Below are 16078 nucleotides of genomic sequence, written 5' to 3'. Positions count from 1 at the left end.
GGCACATTGACCCGCCCCTTCGCCATGACACACGCTCGACACATAGATGCCGTGTACAACCGGTTCGGTCCCGTGGGCACCCGCCCCTGCCTTCTCGCAGGTCACACCGGCCGCACCGGAGTCGCACGGCGGAACGGCAAGCGGGAGGAAGCATATGTGCGGCATCACCGGCTGGGTCTCCTTCGACCGTGACCTGCGGACCTCGCACGACACATTGGATGCGATGACGGCGACCATGGAGTGCCGCGGCCCGGACGACCGCGGCACCTGGATCGACGGCCCCGCGGCGCTCGGTCACCGCCGGCTCGCCATCATCGACCTGCCGGGCGGCCGGCAGCCCATGACGGTGGAGACACCGGGCGGCACGATCGCGATGGTCTACTCGGGCGAGACCTACAACTACACCGAGCTCCGGGCCGAACTCGCCGCGAAGGGGCACGCGTTCAGGACCGACTCGGACACCGAGGTCGTGCTGCGCGGCTATCTGGAGTGGGGCGAGGAGCTGCCCGCGCGGCTCAACGGCATGTACGCGTTCGCCCTCTGGGACGGCCGCTCCGACCGGCTCGTCATGGTCCGCGACCGGATGGGCATCAAGCCCTTCTACTACTACGAGACCCCGGACGGCGTGCTGTTCGGCTCCGAGCCGAAGGCGATCCTCGCCAATCCGCTCGCCCGGGGCCGGGTCTCGCTGGAGGGACTGCGCGAACTCTTCACGTTCGTGAAGACCCCGGGGCAGGCGGTGTGGGACGGGATGCACGAGGTGGAGCCGGGCACCGTCGTGACCGTGGACCGCTCGGGGATGCGGGCACGCCCGTACTGGACGCTGGAGACCCGGCCGCACACCGACGACCGGGACACGACCATCGCCACGGTGCGCGAGCTGCTCGACGACATCGTGCGCCGCCAGCTCGTCTCGGACGTCCCGCGCTGCACGCTGCTCTCGGGCGGCCTCGACTCCTCCGCGATGACCGCGATCGCCGCCCGCCAACTGGCCGGGCGGGGCGAGACGGTGCGCAGCTTCGCCGTCGACTTCCTGGGGCAGGCCGAGAACTTCGTCGCCGACGAGTTGCGCGGCACGCCCGACACCCCGTTCGTGCACGACGTGGCGGAGGCGTCCGGCACCGACCACCGCGACATCGTGCTCGACTCGCACGCGCTGGCCGATCCCGAGGTGCGCGCCCGGGTCATCAGGGCCCGTGACCTGCCGGCCGGTTTCGGCGACCTGGACGCCTCGCTGTACCTGCTGTTCAAGGCGATACGCGAGCACTCGACGGTGGCCCTCTCCGGCGAGTCGGCGGACGAGGTGTTCGGCGGCTACCTCCAGTTCTTCGACGAGGAGGCGCGCGCCGCGAACACCTTCCCGTGGCTGGTGCGCATGGGCCAGCACCTCGGCGACGACTCCGACGTGCTGCGCCCGGACCTCGCCGGCCGCCTCGACCTGGACGGCTATGTCGCCGACAACTACGCGGGCGCCGTCGCCGGCATCCAGCGGCTCGACGGCGAGAGCGACTTCGAGTACCGGATGCGGCGCATCTGCCATCTGCACCTGACCCGCTTCGTGCGGGTGCTGCTGGACCGCAAGGACCGGGCGAGCATGGCGGTGGGCCTGGAGGTGCGGGTGCCGTTCTGCGACCACCGGCTCGTGGAGTACGTGTACAACACGCCCTGGGCGCTGAAGTCGTTCGACGGCCGGGAGAAGTCCCTGCTGCGCGAGGCGACGGCGGACGTGCTGCCGCGGTCGGTGTACGACCGGGTGAAGAGCCCCTACCCGTCCACGCAGGACCCGAAGTACGGGGTGGCGCTCCAGGACCACGCCAAGGACCTGCTGGCGCGTCCCTCGCACCGGGTCTTCGACCTCGTCGACCGCGACCGGGTGCGCCGGGCCGCGCACCGCGACGCCCCGCAGATCACCCAGGCGTCGCGGCGCGGCCTGGAACGCACGCTCGACCTGGCGCTCTGGCTGGACATGTACAACCCCGAACTGGCGCTGGACTGACCGGCCGGCGGGAAGGGTGGCCGCGCGCTCCACGATGTGCCTACAATCCCGGCCGCATCGCGTGCCGGTCACCGACCCGGTGAGGCATGGAGGTGCCGGAGTTGCCTTCTGGAGGCAATCCACCATGCCTGTCCAGCTCAATCACACCATCGTCCACGCCCGGGACAACCGGGAGTCCGCCGCTTTCCTGGCCCACATCCTGGGCCTCGAGGTGGGCGCCGCCTGGGGCCCGTTCGTCGCGCTCGAACTGAGCAACGGCGTCACCCTCGACTTCGCGACGGTCCCCGCCGGATCCATCGTGACGCAGCACTACGCCTTCCTCGTCACCGAGGAGGAGTTCGACGGCATCTTCGGCCGCATCGAGGAGGCCGGGCTGACGTACTACGCCGATCCGCACGGCAGGCTGCCGGGCGAGATCAACCACAACGACGGCGGTCGCGGCGTGTACTTCATGGATCCCGCGAACCACGGCATGGAGGTCATCACCCGTCCCTACGGGGCGGGCGACGACGCCTGACACGGCCCGCGCCGGTCCTCGTCCCCTTCCGGGCCGCCCGTGCGGGCGGTCCGGAAGGGCCCGGTCTCAGCCGAAGTCGGTGACGGCGAACACCATCAGCACCGTCCCGACCACGACCGCCGACACCGCCAGCGCCCCGAGCCCCAGCGCCATGCGCCGTGCGGGACGACAGACGAGTTCGGCGTCCTCCCGGCGGACCGTCGCCGAACACGGCAGGGTCGCCAGACCGTAGGTCACCAGGCCCGCAGCACCGACCGTCAGGCCCAGTCCCAGCCACGTCACACCCGCGGACATAAAGGACATGTGTCTGATTCTGGGCCCTCTGTGACGATCCCGCTACGGCAGGCTCCGGCCCAGGCGTCCGCCCCCGACCGGACGGCCTGCGCGAGACGCCCTTCGGCCACCCGGGTGAGGAGCGCCGGGGTGACGCTCCGGGGCGTGACGCTCAGAGCCCGTCGTCGGCGCCGGGGACGGGCGCGCCCGAAGGGAACTCCGCCGCGACGTAGGCGTCGTACAGCTCCTTCCAGGTGGGCCGCGACGGGGCTTCGCGCTCGCCCCGGTCGGCCGCGTCGAGCGCGTTCAGGCAGATCTCCCAGCCCGCCGCGTTGCGGGCCGCCGTGTCCGCGCTCTCCAGCACGTTCGTGAGGGTGAGCCGGGTCGTGCCGTCGTCCAGGGGCGCGACGTCGAGGCGGAGTTCGTCGCCGCCCCAGGTGTAGGAGAGGTGGCGCGGGGGGTCGGCGGCGAGGACGGTGCCCGTGGACTCCGGCAGGTGCGGGTCGTCGAAGAAGCGGATCACGGCGCCGGGGCGCAGCTCGGCCGCCTCGAACGCGGAGGGGAACCAGCGGGCCAGCTCGGCGGGTGCGCTCGCGTAGCCCCAGACCTCTTCGGCCGTGCGGCGGTAGGCGCGGGTGAGGCGGACGGCGGGGCGGCCGTCGTCCAGGGTCAGGTAGTCGCCGGTGAGGGTCGTCATGTGCGCGCCTTCCGCGATCCGGAGCGGTCCGGCGGTCCGGGGCCGTCGGGGCGCCCGGGGTGCCGGAGATCTCCCGGGGCCCGGGGTGGTGGCGGTGCCCGCGGTGCGGGCGGGTCCCAGGGGCCGGTTCCAGCCTCTCACCGTGCCCGGGGCGTCGCCTCCCGCCCCCGTGGTGGTAGCTCCCGCGTTTCCCGGGCAGGCTCGTGGACGTCCGCATCGGGTTCCGCAAGGAGATGTCTCATGGCCGGCAACGCCTCGTACGGGAAGAAGAGCTTCAAGCGCTCCCGCAGCCACTTCGCCGACCGGATCACGGCCGACGGGCGGGACGGCTGGCCGGTGGAGGCCGGCCGCTACCGGCTCGTGGTCAGTCTGGCCTGCCCGTGGGCGAGCCGCGCCCTGGTGGTGCGGCGGCTGCTCGGACTGGAGGACGCCCTGTCGCTGGCGGTCACCGACCCGATCCAGGACGACCGCAGCTGGCGGTTCACGCTCGATCCGGACGACCGCGACCCGGTGCTCGGCATCCGCTTCCTCAGCGAGGCCTACGACGCCCGCGAGAAGGACTATCCGGGCGGGGTGAGCGTGCCCGCGATCGTCGACGTGCCGTCGGGGCGGCTCGTGACCAACGACTATCAGCAGCTCACCCTCGACCTGGAGACCGAGTGGACGGCGCTGCACCGCCCCGGCGCGCCCGACCTGTACCCGGAGCCGCTGCGCGACGAGATCGACGAGGTCATGGAGGGGATCTACCTGGACCTCAACAACGGCGTGTACCGCGCGGGGTTCGCCACCTCGCAGGACGAGTACGACGCCGCGTACGGCGACGTGTTCGGCCGCCTCGACACGGTGTCGCGGCGGCTTTCCGGGCAGCGGTACCTGGTCGGGGACACGATCACGGAGGCCGATGTCCGGCTGTTCACGACGCTGGTGCGGTTCGACGCGGTCTACCACGGCCACTTCAAGTGCAACCGCAACAAGCTGACGGAGGACCCGGTGCTGTGGGCCTACGCCCGGGACCTGTTCCAGACGCCCGGGTTCGGCGACACCGTCGACTTCGACCACATCAAGCGGCACTACTACCAGGTGCATGCCGGGGTCAATCCGACCCGGATCGTGCCGCGCGGTCCCGACCTGACGGGCTGGACCGCCCCGCACGGCCGGGAGCGGCTCGGCGGGCGGCCCTTCGGCGACGGGACCGCGCCGGCTCCTCGGTAGGGTCGGAGGGTACGTCCCGCCAGGTCACGGAGTCGCCATGCCCCGCCCCCATGTGCTGTTGTCCGCCGCCGTCTCGCTCGACGGGTGCCTCGACGACACGGGAGAGGGGCGGCTGCTCCTGTCCGGTGCCGAGGACTTCGACAGGGTCGACGCCGTCCGTGCGTGGAGCGACGCCATCCTGGTCGGCGCGGGCACCCTGCGGGCCGACCGGCCCCGGCTGCTGGTCGGCTCGGCGCGGCGGCGGGCGGCGCGGGTCGCCGACGGGCGGCCCGCGCACCCCCTGAAGGTGACGGTCAGCGGGTCGGGCGCGTTCGATCCCGGCGATCCGTTCTGGACGACGGGCGGCGAGCGCCTGGTCTACACGACGGACACGGGCGCGGCCGTGGCCCGTGCCCGGCTCGGCGCGGCGGCCCGGGTGGTGTCGCTCGGCGCGGCTCTCGACTGGGCGGCGCTCCTGGACGACCTGGGCGGGCGCGGTGTGGCGCGGCTGATGGTCGAGGGGGGTGCGAGCGTGCACACCCAGCTGCTGCGGCTGGGGCTCGCGGACGAACTGCGGCTCGCCGTCGCGCCGTTGGTGGTCGGCGAGCCGGACGCGCCGCGGCTGTTCGGGCCCGGCGGCTATCCGGGCGGGCCGCGCGGCCGGATGCGGGTCCTGGACACGGAGCCGGTGGGCGATGTGGTCGTCACCCGGTACGCGCCGACCGCGCCCGGCGCCACGGACGCGGTGTCGGCGGCGGACCGGCACTGGCTGCGGCTCGCCTGCGACCTGGCGGCCGACTGCCCGCCGTCCGGGACGGCGTTCAGCGTGGGCGCGGTCGTGGTCGCGGCCGACGGCACGGAGCTGGCCCGGGGCCACTCCCGGGAGGGCGGCGACCCGGTGGTGCACGCCGAGGAGGCCGCGCTCGCGAAGCTCCCGGACGGCGATCCGCGCCTGGCGACGGCCACCGTCTACAGCAGCCTGGAACCGTGCGCCCACCGTGCCTCACGGCCGAAGCCGTGCGCCCGGCTGATCGTCGACGCGGGCGTGCGGCGGGTGGTCACGGCCTGGCGCGAGCCGGACACCTTCGTGCCGGGAGCCGACGGCATCGGCGTGCTGGCGCGGGCGGGGGTCGTCGTCGCCGAGGTGCCGGAACTCGCCGCGGCGGCGATCCTGCCCAACCGCCACCTGGTGGCGCCGCCGGCCCCCTAGCCGTACGACGGCGACGGCCGCGAGTCCGAGGGCCAGGCCCAGCGCCGTCCGCGCCCCGAAGGGCTCGCCGAACATCAGGGCTCCCCACACCGCGGTGACCGGCGCCATCAGGAACATCAGCGTGTTCACGCGGGTGAGGCCGTCGCGGCGCAGCACGACCCAGTACAGGCCGTACCCGCCGAAGGTCGACAGGCCGACGAGCCAGACGAGGGAGAGCCAGAAGGACGGGGCGGCGGGCGGCGTCGCGTTCCCGGTGGCGAGGGCCAGGAGCGTGAACACCACGGCGCTGGTCGCGCAGTGCACGCCGAGGCCGACGACCGGTGCGACGCGGGTGGTCGAGCGGCTCTCCACGAACGTGGCGGCGACCAGTGACATCATGCCGAGGAACGGGATCCCGTACGCCCACGGGGGCACCCCGCTCACGGCGGTCGCGTCGGCCGTGGTGACGACCAGGACCCCGGCCAGGCCGAGGCAGAGGCCGGCCCACTGGCGCGCGGTGACGTACTGGCGCAGCAGCGGCCCGGCGAGGGCGCCCGCGACAAGGGGCTGGGTGCCGTCGATGAGGGCGGTGGTGCCGCTGGAGACGCCGAGCTGGATGGCGTAGTACACGGTCAGCAGATAGCCGCTCTGCGAGAGGACGCCGACGGCCGCCTGGCGTGCGAGGCTCCGCGCGGTCAGCTCGCGGGCCGCGCGGCGCCCCACGACGGCGGCGAGGACGAGCGCCGGTGGCAGGAAGCGCCACATGAGGGTGGTCACGGCGCTCGCGTCGGCGGCGCCGAGTTTCGCCCCGATGAATCCGGAGCTCCAGGTCAGGACGAATCCGATGGACAGCAGCACGTTCACGGTGGACACCACCTCGGGTTGCGGACTGACCGCGACTATACAGATCGGTATAGTCTTGGTGCATGAGCCCTCCTCCCGCCCCCCGCGCCGCTCCGGTCGTCGCACCGGACCGGCCCGATCTCACGCCCGCCGCCCGCCGGGTCCTGGACGCCGCGTCACGGCTCTTCTACGAGCGCGGGATCCACGCCGTGGGGGTGGACCTGATCGCCGCCGAGGCGGGGGTCACGAAGAAGACGCTCTACGACCGGTTCGGCTCCAAGGAGCAGATCGTCGTCGACTACCTGGCCACCCGGGACGCCCGCTGGCGCGCGTTCCTGGCCGGCCACCACGACCCGGCCGCCCTGACACCGTCCGAGCGGGTGCTGGCGGTGTTCGACGCCTCCCGGGAGTGGATGGCCGCGCACAGCGGCAAGGGGTGCAGCATGGTCAACGCGCACGCCGAGATCAGCGACCCGGCCCATCCCGCCCACGCCGTCATCACCGGGCAGAAGCAGTGGATGCTGGAGCTGTTCACCCGGCTCGCGCACGACGTGTCGCCGGACGCCGCACGGGAGTTGGGCCGCTCCCTGATGCTGTTGCACGAGGGCGCGCTCGTGTCGGACGGGCTCGACGTGTTCCCCGACGTGTTCGGCCGGGCCCGCAGGCTGGCCGCGTTCCTGATGTCGGCCGCACGGGAGGCGCGATGACCTGGGACCCGGAGGCGCCGGGCGTGCTGCGCCTGCCGTCGGGGCGGCTCGTGCGGGGACGCGGGCTGCGCGCGCCGCTGCCCGCGGGTCCGCGCCCGGCGTACGGGATCCACCTGCTCGGGAGGCGGCCCCCGCCCGTGGACTGGGAGTCCGCCTGGCTGCGCTGGCCGGACTTCCGCCTCCCCGCGGACCGGCGGCTGGCCCGCGAGGTACTGGCCGACGCCTGGCGGCGCTGCGCGGACGAGCGCGTCGAGCTGGCCTGCGCGGGCGGGCGCGGCAGGACCGGGACGGCGCTCGCCTGCCTGGCGGTGCTCGACGGGGTGCCCGCGCGGGAGGCCGTGGCGTACGTGCGCCGCCACTACCACCCGCACGCGGTGGAGACCCCGTGGCAGAAGCGCTACGTCCGCCGGTTCCCGGCACCGGGAAATTGAGTTGCGCGTGCCGCCGACCCGGTGCGCACCATGGTCCGGACACAGGACCCGCACCCGGGTCCGGCCCCCACGCGAGCAGGAGAACGGAATGCGCCGATTCCTCGAAGCAGTTCAGCGCCCCCGCCGGACAATTCTCGAGGACTCGCCCTTCCATGCGGAACCCGCAGGTTCGCTCCACCCTGAACATCGGCATTCTCGCCCACGTCGACGCCGGTAAGACCAGCCTCACCGAGCGGCTCCTGTTCGACAGCGGGGCGATCGCCCGGCTCGGCAGCGTCGACGCCGGCGACACCCGCACCGACACCGGCGCGATCGAGCGGCGGCGCGGCATCACGATCCGCTCGGCCGTCGCCGCGTTCACCGTCGGCGACACCCAGATCAACCTCATCGACACCCCGGGCCACTCCGACTTCATCGCCGAGGTGGAGCGCGCCCTCGGCGTGCTCGACGGGGCCGTCCTGCTGATCTCCGCGGTGGAGGGGGTGCAGGCGCAGACGCGCGTGCTGCTCACGACGCTGCGGCGGCTCGGCGTGCCCACCCTCGTGTTCGTCAACAAGATCGACCGGGCGGGCGCGCGGACCGGTCCGCTGCTCGACGACATCCGCCGCAGGCTCACGCCGGCGGTGGTCCCGCTGTGCCGGGTCCGGGACGCGGGCACGCCCCGGGCGTCGGTCGCCGCTTGCGCTCTGGACGACCTCGCGGCGCGGACCCTCGCGGAGGTCGACGACTCGGTCCTCGCCGCGCTGGTCGACGGGCCGCCGCCGGACCCCGGAGCGCTGCGCCGGGCCCTCGTCGCACGGACCGCCGAAGGACGGGTCCATCCCCTGCTGTTCGGGTCCGCGCTCGGCGGCCAGGGCGCGCGCGGACTCGTCGACGCGATGGTCGAGTTCCTGCCCGCGGCGGGCGAGGGGGACGCCTCGGCGCCGCCCGCCGCGACCGTCTTCGCGGTGCGCCGGGGCCCCGCCGGTGAACGCGTCGGCCATCTGCGGATGTACGACGGCGAGCTGCGGGCCCGGCAGAAGGTGACCTTCCTGCGGCGGGACGCCGAGGGCGGCACCGAGCCGGTGCCGGGGCGGATCACCGGGCTGCGGGTCGTCGGGACCGGCGGTGACGTCGCGGGCCCCGGGCGGATCGCCGAGGTGCGGGGCGTCGCGGGCCTCCGGGTCGGCGACCGGCTCGGCCGCCCCGACGACGGCCGCGCCCGGTTCGCGCCGCCGACCCTGGAGACCGTCGCCCGCGCGGTGCGCCCCGGGCAGGGCGCGGCGCTGCGCGCGGCGCTCCTGGACCTCGCCGACCAGGATCCCCTGATCCACGCCCGTCCGGGCCCGGACGGGGCGACGGCGCTGCTGCTGTACGGGGAGGTGCAGAAGGAGGTGCTGGGGGCCACGCTGGCCGAGGAGTCGGGCATCGAGGCGGTGTTCGAGCCGAGCCGGGTCCGGTGCGTGGAGCGCCCCGCGGGCACCGGCGAGGACGTCGAGGAGATGGGGCACCGCAGCACGACCGGTCTGCCCGCGACCGTGGGCCTGCGGATCGCACCGGGACCGGCCGGCTCCGGCCGCGTCTTCTCGTACGAGACCGAGCTGGGCGCCCTGCCCCGAGCGTTCCACCAGGCCGTCGAGGACACGGCGCTCGCGACGCTCGCCGCGGGCGGCCCGCACGGCTGGCCGGTGACGGACTGTCAGGTCACGCTGATCCGCTCGGGGTTCGATTCGCCGGTGAGTGTGGCGGGCGACTTCCGCACGGTGACGGCGCTGGTGGTGCGGCGGGCGCTGGAGCGGTCCGGCACCCGGGTCTTCGAGCCGGTGCACACCTTCGGGGCCGAGATCCCGCTCGACGCGCTCGCCGCGGTGAGCGCGCATCTCGCCTCCCTGGGGGCCGAGTTCGGACCGACCACCGGAGGCGACACCTCCTGGCTGATCGCCGGGGAGCTGACGGCGCGCCGGGTACGGGAGATGGAGCTCGCCCTTCCGGCGCTCACGCACGGCGAGGGCGTCTGGTGGTCCCGGGTGACGGGCGACCGGCCGGTGCGGGACTGATCCGGGGGCGGCCCGGTGTCCGGCGGCGGTGGGCGAGGGGCGGGTCGGGGCTCCCGGTGCGCGGGGCGCGGGCGGGTCGGCCGGGGCCGCCGCGCGCCACAGGGGAAGGCTGACGGTCGAACGTCCGATGCCGGGAACGCAGTGGGGGAAGGCGGCGTGGCGGCAGGCGTGATGTGCGCCCGGCGCGGGCACCCGGGCTCCATGGGAAGGAGGTCCCCCTCATGAAGCCGAGGGCTGTTGCTCTGCTCCCCCCGTGGGCGAAAGCCGCCATCGTGGTCGTCGTCGTGGTGGCGCTGGTCGTCACCGGGCTGCGCCTGATGAACCGTCTCGACGGTTTGTTCGGCACCGAGACCCACGACCGGTCGGGGCCCACACTGCTGAAGTCGGTGCGGGATCTGAGCCGTTACGACGCGGCGTCCGGGAACTTCCAGGTCGTCGTCGACCTGGAGAAGGACACGAAGTACCTCCCGGACGCGATCCGCGGCACACGGACCCTGTACATCGGGGCGGGAACCGTCGACGCGTACGTCGATCTCGGGAAGGTGGACCCCGGGGACGTGCGGGTCAACGACGACCGCACGTCGGCGACCCTGCGTCTGCCGCACGCCCAGCTCGGCAAGCCGGCGCTGGACACGGACCGCTCCTACGCGGTGTCGAAGCAGCGCGGGCTGCTCGACCGGCTGGGCGATCTGTTCTCGGACAATCCCAACGACGAGCGGGCGGTGCGCAAGGTGGCCGCCATGCACATCGGTGACGCCGCCAAGGACAGCGGTCTCACGGGCCGCGCCGAGAGCAACACCACCGACATGCTGAAGGGGCTGCTGCATTCGCTGGGGTTCGAGAAGGTGCGGGTCACCTTCGGGACCTGAGGCACCCCCCGTGGTCCCGGTGTCCGGAGCGTTCCGGACACCGGGACCACGCACGTGTGCCCGCACGTGTGCCGGGGCCCGCTCAGAGCGCCGGGCGGGTGCCGACGACGACCGTGGCGTACAGGTCCTCGTCCTCGGCCAGCCGGGCGGTGAGACCGGCGGCGCGCACCGCCGCCAGCGCCGTGCCGGCCTGGTGCTCGCCGGTCTCGACGAAGAGCCGGCCGCCCGGCGCCAGCCAGCGGGGGGCCTGCGCGGCCACCCGGCGCAGCACGTCGAGGCCGTCGGCGCCGCCGTCGAGGGCGATCGGCCGCTCGTGGTCGCGGGCCTCGGACGGCAGCAGCGGCAGCTCGCCGGTGGGGACGTAGGGGCCGTTGGCGATGAGGACGTCGACCCCGCCCGCCAGTGCGGCGGGCAGGGGGGCGAACAGGTCGCCCTCGTGGACCTCCGCGCCCAGCGGGGTGAGGTTGCGGCGGGCGCAGGTCACGGCGGCCGGGTCGAGGTCGGCGGCGTGCAGCCGGCCGGGGGCGCGGGCGGCGAGGACGGCGGCGACGGCGCCGGTGCCGCAGCACAGGTCGACGACGGTGGCGCCGGGCCGGGTGTGCGCGAGGGCCTGACGGGCCAGGAACTCGGTGCGGCGGCGCGGGACGAAGACCCCGGGGTCGACGGCTATCCGCAGCCCGCAGAACTCGGCCCAGCCGACGACGTGTTCCAGCGGGTGCCCGGCGGTCCGCCGCTCGACCATCGCGGCCAGTTCGTCGGGGTCGCGGGCGGAGGCGTGCAGCACGCGGGCCTCGTCCTCGGCGAACACACAGCCGGCGGCGCGCAGTGCGGACACGAGGAGGGCGGGCGGGGGCGGTTCGGGTGACGCGGGGAGCGACATGGGTGTGGTGTGACCTCTCGGGACGCCGACGGGGGCTCCCGGCCGTCGCGCGGCCGCCGACCGGCTCAGCGTGAGCGGTCGTGGCGCGCGGCGCGAGCAGGGAGCACCTGACCTGGTACAGCGAAGATCGGGCTCACCTCCTCGTTCCCTCGTGGCGCTGTGGGGCCCGGTCACACTACCTCACCGGACACGGCGCCGGACGGCATCCCGGGGCCGGGGGCGGCGCACCGGTCCCGGGGGCCCGGAAGGGGGGGCCGGGCCGGGTTCAGCGTTCCCTGCGCAGCGCCCGGTCCGTCACCGTCAGGGCGACGAGCAGGACGCCGAGCACGGCCGAGACGGTGGCCATCAGGTGCAGTCCCGCGTCGTCGGCACGCTGTCCGTAGGCGAGGGCGATCAGGCTCGACGCGGTGATGGCGCCGATGTACTGGGCGGTGCGTTGCAGGCCCGCCGCGGCGCCGATGTCGGCGGCGGGCGCGTACTCCTGGACGGCCGCCTGGTTGCTGGTGCCGATGAGGCCCTGGGGGATGCCGAAGCAGGCGCCCGCGAGGAGCAGGACGGCCAGCGGGGTGGAGCCGGAGACGAGCGCGAGCAGCGCCGCTCCCCCGGTCAGCAGCGCACTGGCGACGATCAGCGGGGCCCGGATCCCCTTGGTGCGGGCGCCGACCAGCGAGCAGACCAGGGCGGCGAGCGACATGGGGAGCATCAGCAGCCCGGTGTGCCCGGAGGAGTAGCCGCGGCCCTCTTCGAGCCATTGGGTGAAGCCGTACATGACGCAGTAGATGAGCAGGTAGCTCAGCCCGTGGCGGAGGTAGGTGCGGGCGAGGGGGCCGTTCCCGGCGAGCATGCGTACGTCGATGAAGGGCGTGCGGCAGCGCAGTTGCCACCACAGCAGGGCGGCGGTGAGCACGGCGAACGGTGCGAGCAGCCACCACAGGGGGTGGGACAGGTCGAGGAGGAAGAAGACCAGGACGGTCAGTGCCGTGGAGAACAGGCCGATGCCGAGCGGGTCGAGGGCGAGCCTCGGGGCGGGTTCGCCGGGCGTCCCGCGCGGCGGGTCGGCCGGGATCCACAGGACGGCGCAGCAGAACGCGATGACGGACACCGGCACGTTCACCGCGAAGATGCCGCGCCAGCCGACGACGGTGACGAGGAGCCCGCCGAGGGTGGGGCCGACGGCGGCGCTGCCGAGCGCCGCGAAGGAGAGCCGGGCCATGACGGGGCGCGGCGGGCGGCGGCCGACCCGGCGGCCCTCGTCGCGCAGGACGGCCATGGCGGCCGGGTAGGCGGCGGAGGTGCCGATGCCGAGGAGCAGCCGGGAGACGACGAGCCAGCCGAAGGCGGAGGCGAACATGCCCACGAGGCCCGAGGCACAGACCACGACGAGGCCGGTGAGGAAGACCCGGCGCGGGCCGAGCGCGTCGGCGAGCTTGCCGAGCACCGGCTGGGCGACGGCGCTGGCGAGGTAGAGCACGGAGATGAGCCAGGCGGTGTCGGCGGCGCCCACGCCGAAGTGGTGTCCGATCGCCACCAGACCGGTGGAGATCATCGTGGTGTTGAGCGGGTTGAGGACCGAGCCCAGCAGCAGGGGCGCGGTGAGCCGGCCCCGGAAGCCGCCGGCGGTGGGGGCCGGTGCGGTGGCGACCGTCTCGGTCAGGTCGCCGCTCACCGCTCGACGAGCCGTCCGAGCAGCACCGTCGCCTCGGCGATGAGGCGGCGCTCGGCGGGGTCGAACTCGTCGTCGAGGGCCTGGGCGAGCCAGCCGTGCTTGGCGGCGCGGACGGCGTCGAGGGTGGCGCGGCCGCTGTCGGTGATGGAGACGACCGACTGCCGCCCGTCGTGCGGGTCCGGGGTGCGGGCGACGAAGCCGCGCTCCTCCAGGGCGCCGAGGGTCAGGCGCATCGACTGCGGCTTCACGTACTCGGACCGGGCGAGCGCCGCCGTCGTGGCGGGGCCCTCCGTGTGGAGGCGGGCCAGCACGGTGCGCTGGGTGGGGGTGAGCAGGCTGTCCGGCGACGCGCTGCGCAGCCGCCGCGAGAACCGGCCGACGACGGTGGCGAGGTCGGCGGCGACGCGCTCGCTGGGCGGTTCGGGTGCTGCGGGTCCCTGCGTTCCTGGCATGGCTCCACCGTAGGAGATAGACAGGAAGCCTTGCAAGTTTTCCTTACGATCTACGCCGGACGTCGTACCGCCCGCCTACCTCCGTGACCCGCCGACGGCCCCGAGCCGCCGCCGCGTCAGGGCTGACCGGTGATCGCGCCCAGGAGGGCCCGCGCGCACAGGTCCCGGATCTGCGCGCGGGTGAGTTCCGGTTCGTCGAGCCAGTGCAGGCAGACGGCGACGAGGAAGGCGAGCCAGCCGCGCACGGCCAGCCGCAGCGCCGCCGGTTCCGGGAGCCGGCCGGTGATCTCGGGGTCGGCGGCGAGGGCCGCCAGGATCTGCTCCTCCTGCGCGGCGAGCCCGTCGCGGTAGACCGTGCGCACGGTGGGGTCGCCCGCGGACTCGGCCCGGTGGAAGGCGCGGAACCCCTCGGCGTGCGCGGCGACGTACCCGAGGAAGGTGTCGAGGCCCGCGCCGAGCTGCTCGCGCACCGGGATGCCGGGCACGGCGGCGGTGAGCCGCAGCATCCGCTCGCTCTCGCGGCGCACGACGGCGGAGAAGAAGTCCCGTTTGTTCGGAAAGTAGTGGTAGAGGAGCCCGCGGGAGACGCCCGCGATCTCGGCCACCCGCTCGATCCACACGTCGTCGTACGGGCTCTGCGCGAACAACGCGGCACCCACGGAGAGGAGTTGCTCCCTGCGCTGCTCCGTGCTCATCCTGCGCCGGGTCGTCCGCTCTGCCGCCATGGCCGCACCCTACTGGACGAACACCGCCTTACTTGACGTGAGTTCAATAACAGCCGCACACTGAGGCGCATTATTGAATCCACGTCTAACAAGCTGCCTCCGGGGCTCGCCTCCACCGGCGGCGCAGGGGGGATGGGCTCGATGGCTCAGATGACACAGGCGGCCGGCGCCACGCTGCCGCGGGGCTTTCGCAGTGCCGAGCAGGGCTGGCCACGCCTGGACCGGATCCCGCACCCGCCGCGCCGGGTGCCGCTGATCGGCGATGTCCTGGGCGCCGACGTCCGGACGCCGTTGCAGGACTCCATGAAGATCGCCGCGGAGCTCGGGCCGATCTTCCGGCGCAAGGCGTTCGGCAAGGAGATCGTGTTCGTGTGGGGTGCCGGCCTCGCCGCGGAGCTGGCGGACGAGTCGCGGTTCGCCAAGCACGTCGGGCTGGGCGTCGCCAATCTGCGCCCGGTCGCCGGGGACGGCCTGTTCACCGCGTACAACCACGAGCCCAACTGGCAGTTGGCGCACGACATTCTGGCGCCCGGGTTCAGCCGGGAGGCGATGGAGGGCTACCACCCGCTGATGCTCGACGTGGCCGGGCAGCTGACGGCCGCGTGGGACGCGAGCGAGGCCGCGGGCCGCCCGGTCGACGTCCCCGGCGACATGACCAAGCTGACCCTGGAGACCATCTCGCGCACCGGGTTCGGGCACGACTTCCAGTCCTTCGAGCGGGAGCGGCTGCACCCGTTCGTGACGGCGATGGTGGGCGCGCTGTCGTTCGCACAGCGGCGCAACGTGGTGCCGCCCGTGCTGGCGTCGCTGCTGCGCGGCGCCGAGAAGCGCAACGCGGCGGACCGCGACTACCTCAACCGCACCGTGGACGACGTGATCGCCGCGCGCCGCGCCGCCGGCGGCGGACCGGGCGATCTGCTCGACCGGATGCTGGAGGTGGCGCACCCGGAGACCGGTGAGCGGCTGGCGCCCGAGAACATCCGCCGGCAGGTCATCACGTTCCTGGTGGCCGGGCACGAGACGACGTCGGGCGCCCTCTCCTTCGCCCTGCACTACCTCGCGCAGAACCGCGCGGTGCTGGCGAAGGCGCAGGAGGAGGTCGACCGGGTCTGGGGCGACGTCGAGGTGCCCGCGTACGAGCAGGTCGCCAAACTGCGCTACCTGCGCCGGGTGCTGGACGAGTCGCTGCGGCTGTGGCCGACGGCCCCGGCGTTCGCGCGCGAGGCGGTCGCCGACACGACGCTGGGCGGGCGCCACCCCATGCGGCGCGGCGCCTGGGCGCTGGTCCTGACGACGATGCTGCACCGCGACCCGGCGGCGTGGGGCGACGATCCCGAGTCCTTCGACCCGGACCGGTTCCTGCCCCAGGCGGTGCGGGCCCGCCCCGGGCACGTCTTCAAGCCGTTCGGGACGGGCGCCCGGGCCTGTATCGGACGCCAGTTCGCGCTGCACGAGGCCACCTTGGTGCTCGGCCTGCTGCTGCGCCGCTACGGCCTGCGGCCCGAGCCCGGCTACCGGCTGAAGGTGACGGAGCGGCTGACGCTGATGCCACAGGACCTCCGGCTGAACCTGACGCGCCGGTAGCCGGATCGCCGCCGCCGTCCCC

At 74.0% G+C, this 16078-nt stretch carries 15 protein-coding genes and 1 pseudogene; 9 read left to right on the top strand and 7 right to left on the bottom strand.

From position 1 onward, the window contains the following. Positions 1–154: 154 nt before the first annotated feature. Positions 155–1996 carry an asparagine synthase (glutamine-hydrolyzing) gene (gene asnB / locus ACIP5K_RS19780; RefSeq protein WP_401411143.1) on the top strand — a complete coding sequence of 614 codons (1842 nt, stop codon included), beginning with the start codon at positions 155–157 and terminating at the stop codon, positions 1994–1996. A gap of 124 nt (positions 1997–2120) precedes the next feature. Continuing rightward, positions 2121–2513, top strand: a complete 393-nt coding sequence (locus ACIP5K_RS19775) for a VOC family protein (RefSeq protein ID WP_401411141.1) — start codon at positions 2121–2123, stop codon at positions 2511–2513. A gap of 66 nt (positions 2514–2579) precedes the next feature. Here the strand turns inward: ACIP5K_RS19775 and ACIP5K_RS19770 are convergent, their stop codons facing one another. Together ACIP5K_RS19770 and ACIP5K_RS19765 are read right to left on the bottom strand one after the other, a co-directional pair. Then, a complete protein-coding gene (locus ACIP5K_RS19770; protein ID WP_401411140.1) occupies positions 2580–2816 on the bottom strand; it encodes a hypothetical protein in 237 nt (78 codons plus the stop codon). A 142-nt stretch (positions 2817–2958) separates the two neighbouring features. Next, a complete protein-coding gene (locus ACIP5K_RS19765) occupies positions 2959–3483 on the bottom strand; it encodes an SRPBCC family protein (RefSeq protein WP_401411138.1) in 525 nt (174 codons plus the stop codon). Positions 3484–3723: 240 nt separating this feature from the next. On the opposite strand from ACIP5K_RS19765, the gene ACIP5K_RS19760 reads away from it, so the two are divergent. Both ACIP5K_RS19760 and ACIP5K_RS19755 read left to right on the top strand, forming a co-directional pair. Then, positions 3724–4695, top strand: a complete 972-nt coding sequence (locus tag ACIP5K_RS19760; protein ID WP_401411136.1) for a glutathione S-transferase family protein — start codon at positions 3724–3726, stop codon at positions 4693–4695. 37 nt (positions 4696–4732) lie between these two features. Beyond that, complete coding sequence (locus ACIP5K_RS19755) at positions 4733–5884, top strand: dihydrofolate reductase family protein (RefSeq protein WP_401411135.1); 1152 nt, start codon at positions 4733–4735, stop codon at positions 5882–5884. Here ACIP5K_RS19755 and ACIP5K_RS19750 read toward each other — a convergent pair. After that, positions 5867–6727 (bottom strand): annotated as a pseudogene (locus ACIP5K_RS19750) (DMT family transporter); the annotation flags it as partial. The gene ACIP5K_RS19755 and the pseudogene ACIP5K_RS19750 sit on opposite strands and share 18 nt — an antisense overlap. 62 nt (positions 6728–6789) lie before the next feature. Between ACIP5K_RS19750 and ACIP5K_RS19745 the strand changes: the two are divergent. The 4 genes from ACIP5K_RS19745 (at position 6790) to ACIP5K_RS19730 (ending at position 10749) form a co-directional block, all read left to right on the top strand. Further along, entirely contained in the window at positions 6790–7413 is a 624-nt protein-coding gene (locus ACIP5K_RS19745; protein ID WP_401411133.1) for a TetR/AcrR family transcriptional regulator, read from the top strand. Further along, positions 7410–7844 (top strand): protein phosphatase, encoded by a 435-nt coding sequence (locus tag ACIP5K_RS19740; RefSeq protein ID WP_401411131.1) that lies wholly within the window; start codon positions 7410–7412, stop codon positions 7842–7844. Before ACIP5K_RS19745 ends, ACIP5K_RS19740 begins: the two co-directional genes overlap by 4 nt. Positions 7845–7996: 152 nt before the next feature. Further along, complete coding sequence (gene otr(A), locus ACIP5K_RS19735) at positions 7997–9880, top strand: tetracycline resistance ribosomal protection protein Otr(A) (protein WP_401411129.1); 1884 nt, start codon at positions 7997–7999, stop codon at positions 9878–9880. A 221-nt stretch (positions 9881–10101) separates the two neighbouring features. Beyond that, positions 10102–10749, top strand: coding sequence for a DUF4230 domain-containing protein (locus ACIP5K_RS19730; RefSeq protein ID WP_401411127.1), 648 nt, complete (start codon positions 10102–10104; stop codon positions 10747–10749). A gap of 82 nt (positions 10750–10831) precedes the next feature. Here ACIP5K_RS19730 and ACIP5K_RS19725 read toward each other — a convergent pair whose 3' ends face one another. The 4 genes from ACIP5K_RS19725 to ACIP5K_RS19710 all read right to left on the bottom strand — a co-directional run bounded on the left by ACIP5K_RS19725 (position 10832) and on the right by ACIP5K_RS19710 (position 14472). Further along, positions 10832–11629, bottom strand: coding sequence for a putative protein N(5)-glutamine methyltransferase (locus tag ACIP5K_RS19725; protein WP_401411125.1), 798 nt, complete (start codon positions 11627–11629; stop codon positions 10832–10834). Positions 11630–11894: 265 nt separating this feature from the next. Further along, positions 11895–13295, bottom strand: coding sequence for an MFS transporter (locus ACIP5K_RS19720; protein ID WP_401411123.1), 1401 nt, complete (start codon positions 13293–13295; stop codon positions 11895–11897). Further along, positions 13292–13747 (bottom strand): MarR family winged helix-turn-helix transcriptional regulator, encoded by a 456-nt coding sequence (locus ACIP5K_RS19715; RefSeq protein WP_401411121.1) that lies wholly within the window; start codon positions 13745–13747, stop codon positions 13292–13294. The genes ACIP5K_RS19720 and ACIP5K_RS19715 overlap by 4 nt, the downstream gene beginning before the upstream one ends. A 116-nt stretch (positions 13748–13863) precedes the next feature. Continuing rightward, entirely contained in the window at positions 13864–14472 is a 609-nt protein-coding gene (locus ACIP5K_RS19710) for a TetR/AcrR family transcriptional regulator (RefSeq protein WP_401411119.1), read from the bottom strand. A 141-nt stretch (positions 14473–14613) separates the two neighbouring features. Here ACIP5K_RS19710 and ACIP5K_RS19705 point away from each other — a divergent pair, with 141 nt between their 5' ends. Next, positions 14614–16056, top strand: a complete 1443-nt coding sequence (locus ACIP5K_RS19705) for a cytochrome P450 (RefSeq protein WP_401411117.1) — start codon at positions 14614–14616, stop codon at positions 16054–16056. Positions 16057–16078: the final 22 nt, after the last annotated feature.

Source organism: Streptomyces sp. NPDC088785 (assembly GCF_044750685.1).
GTDB lineage: Bacteria > Actinomycetota > Actinomycetes > Streptomycetales > Streptomycetaceae > Streptomyces.
The sequence above is the reverse complement of the archived record's forward strand: the minus strand, read 5'-3'. Positions and strand labels throughout refer to the sequence as shown.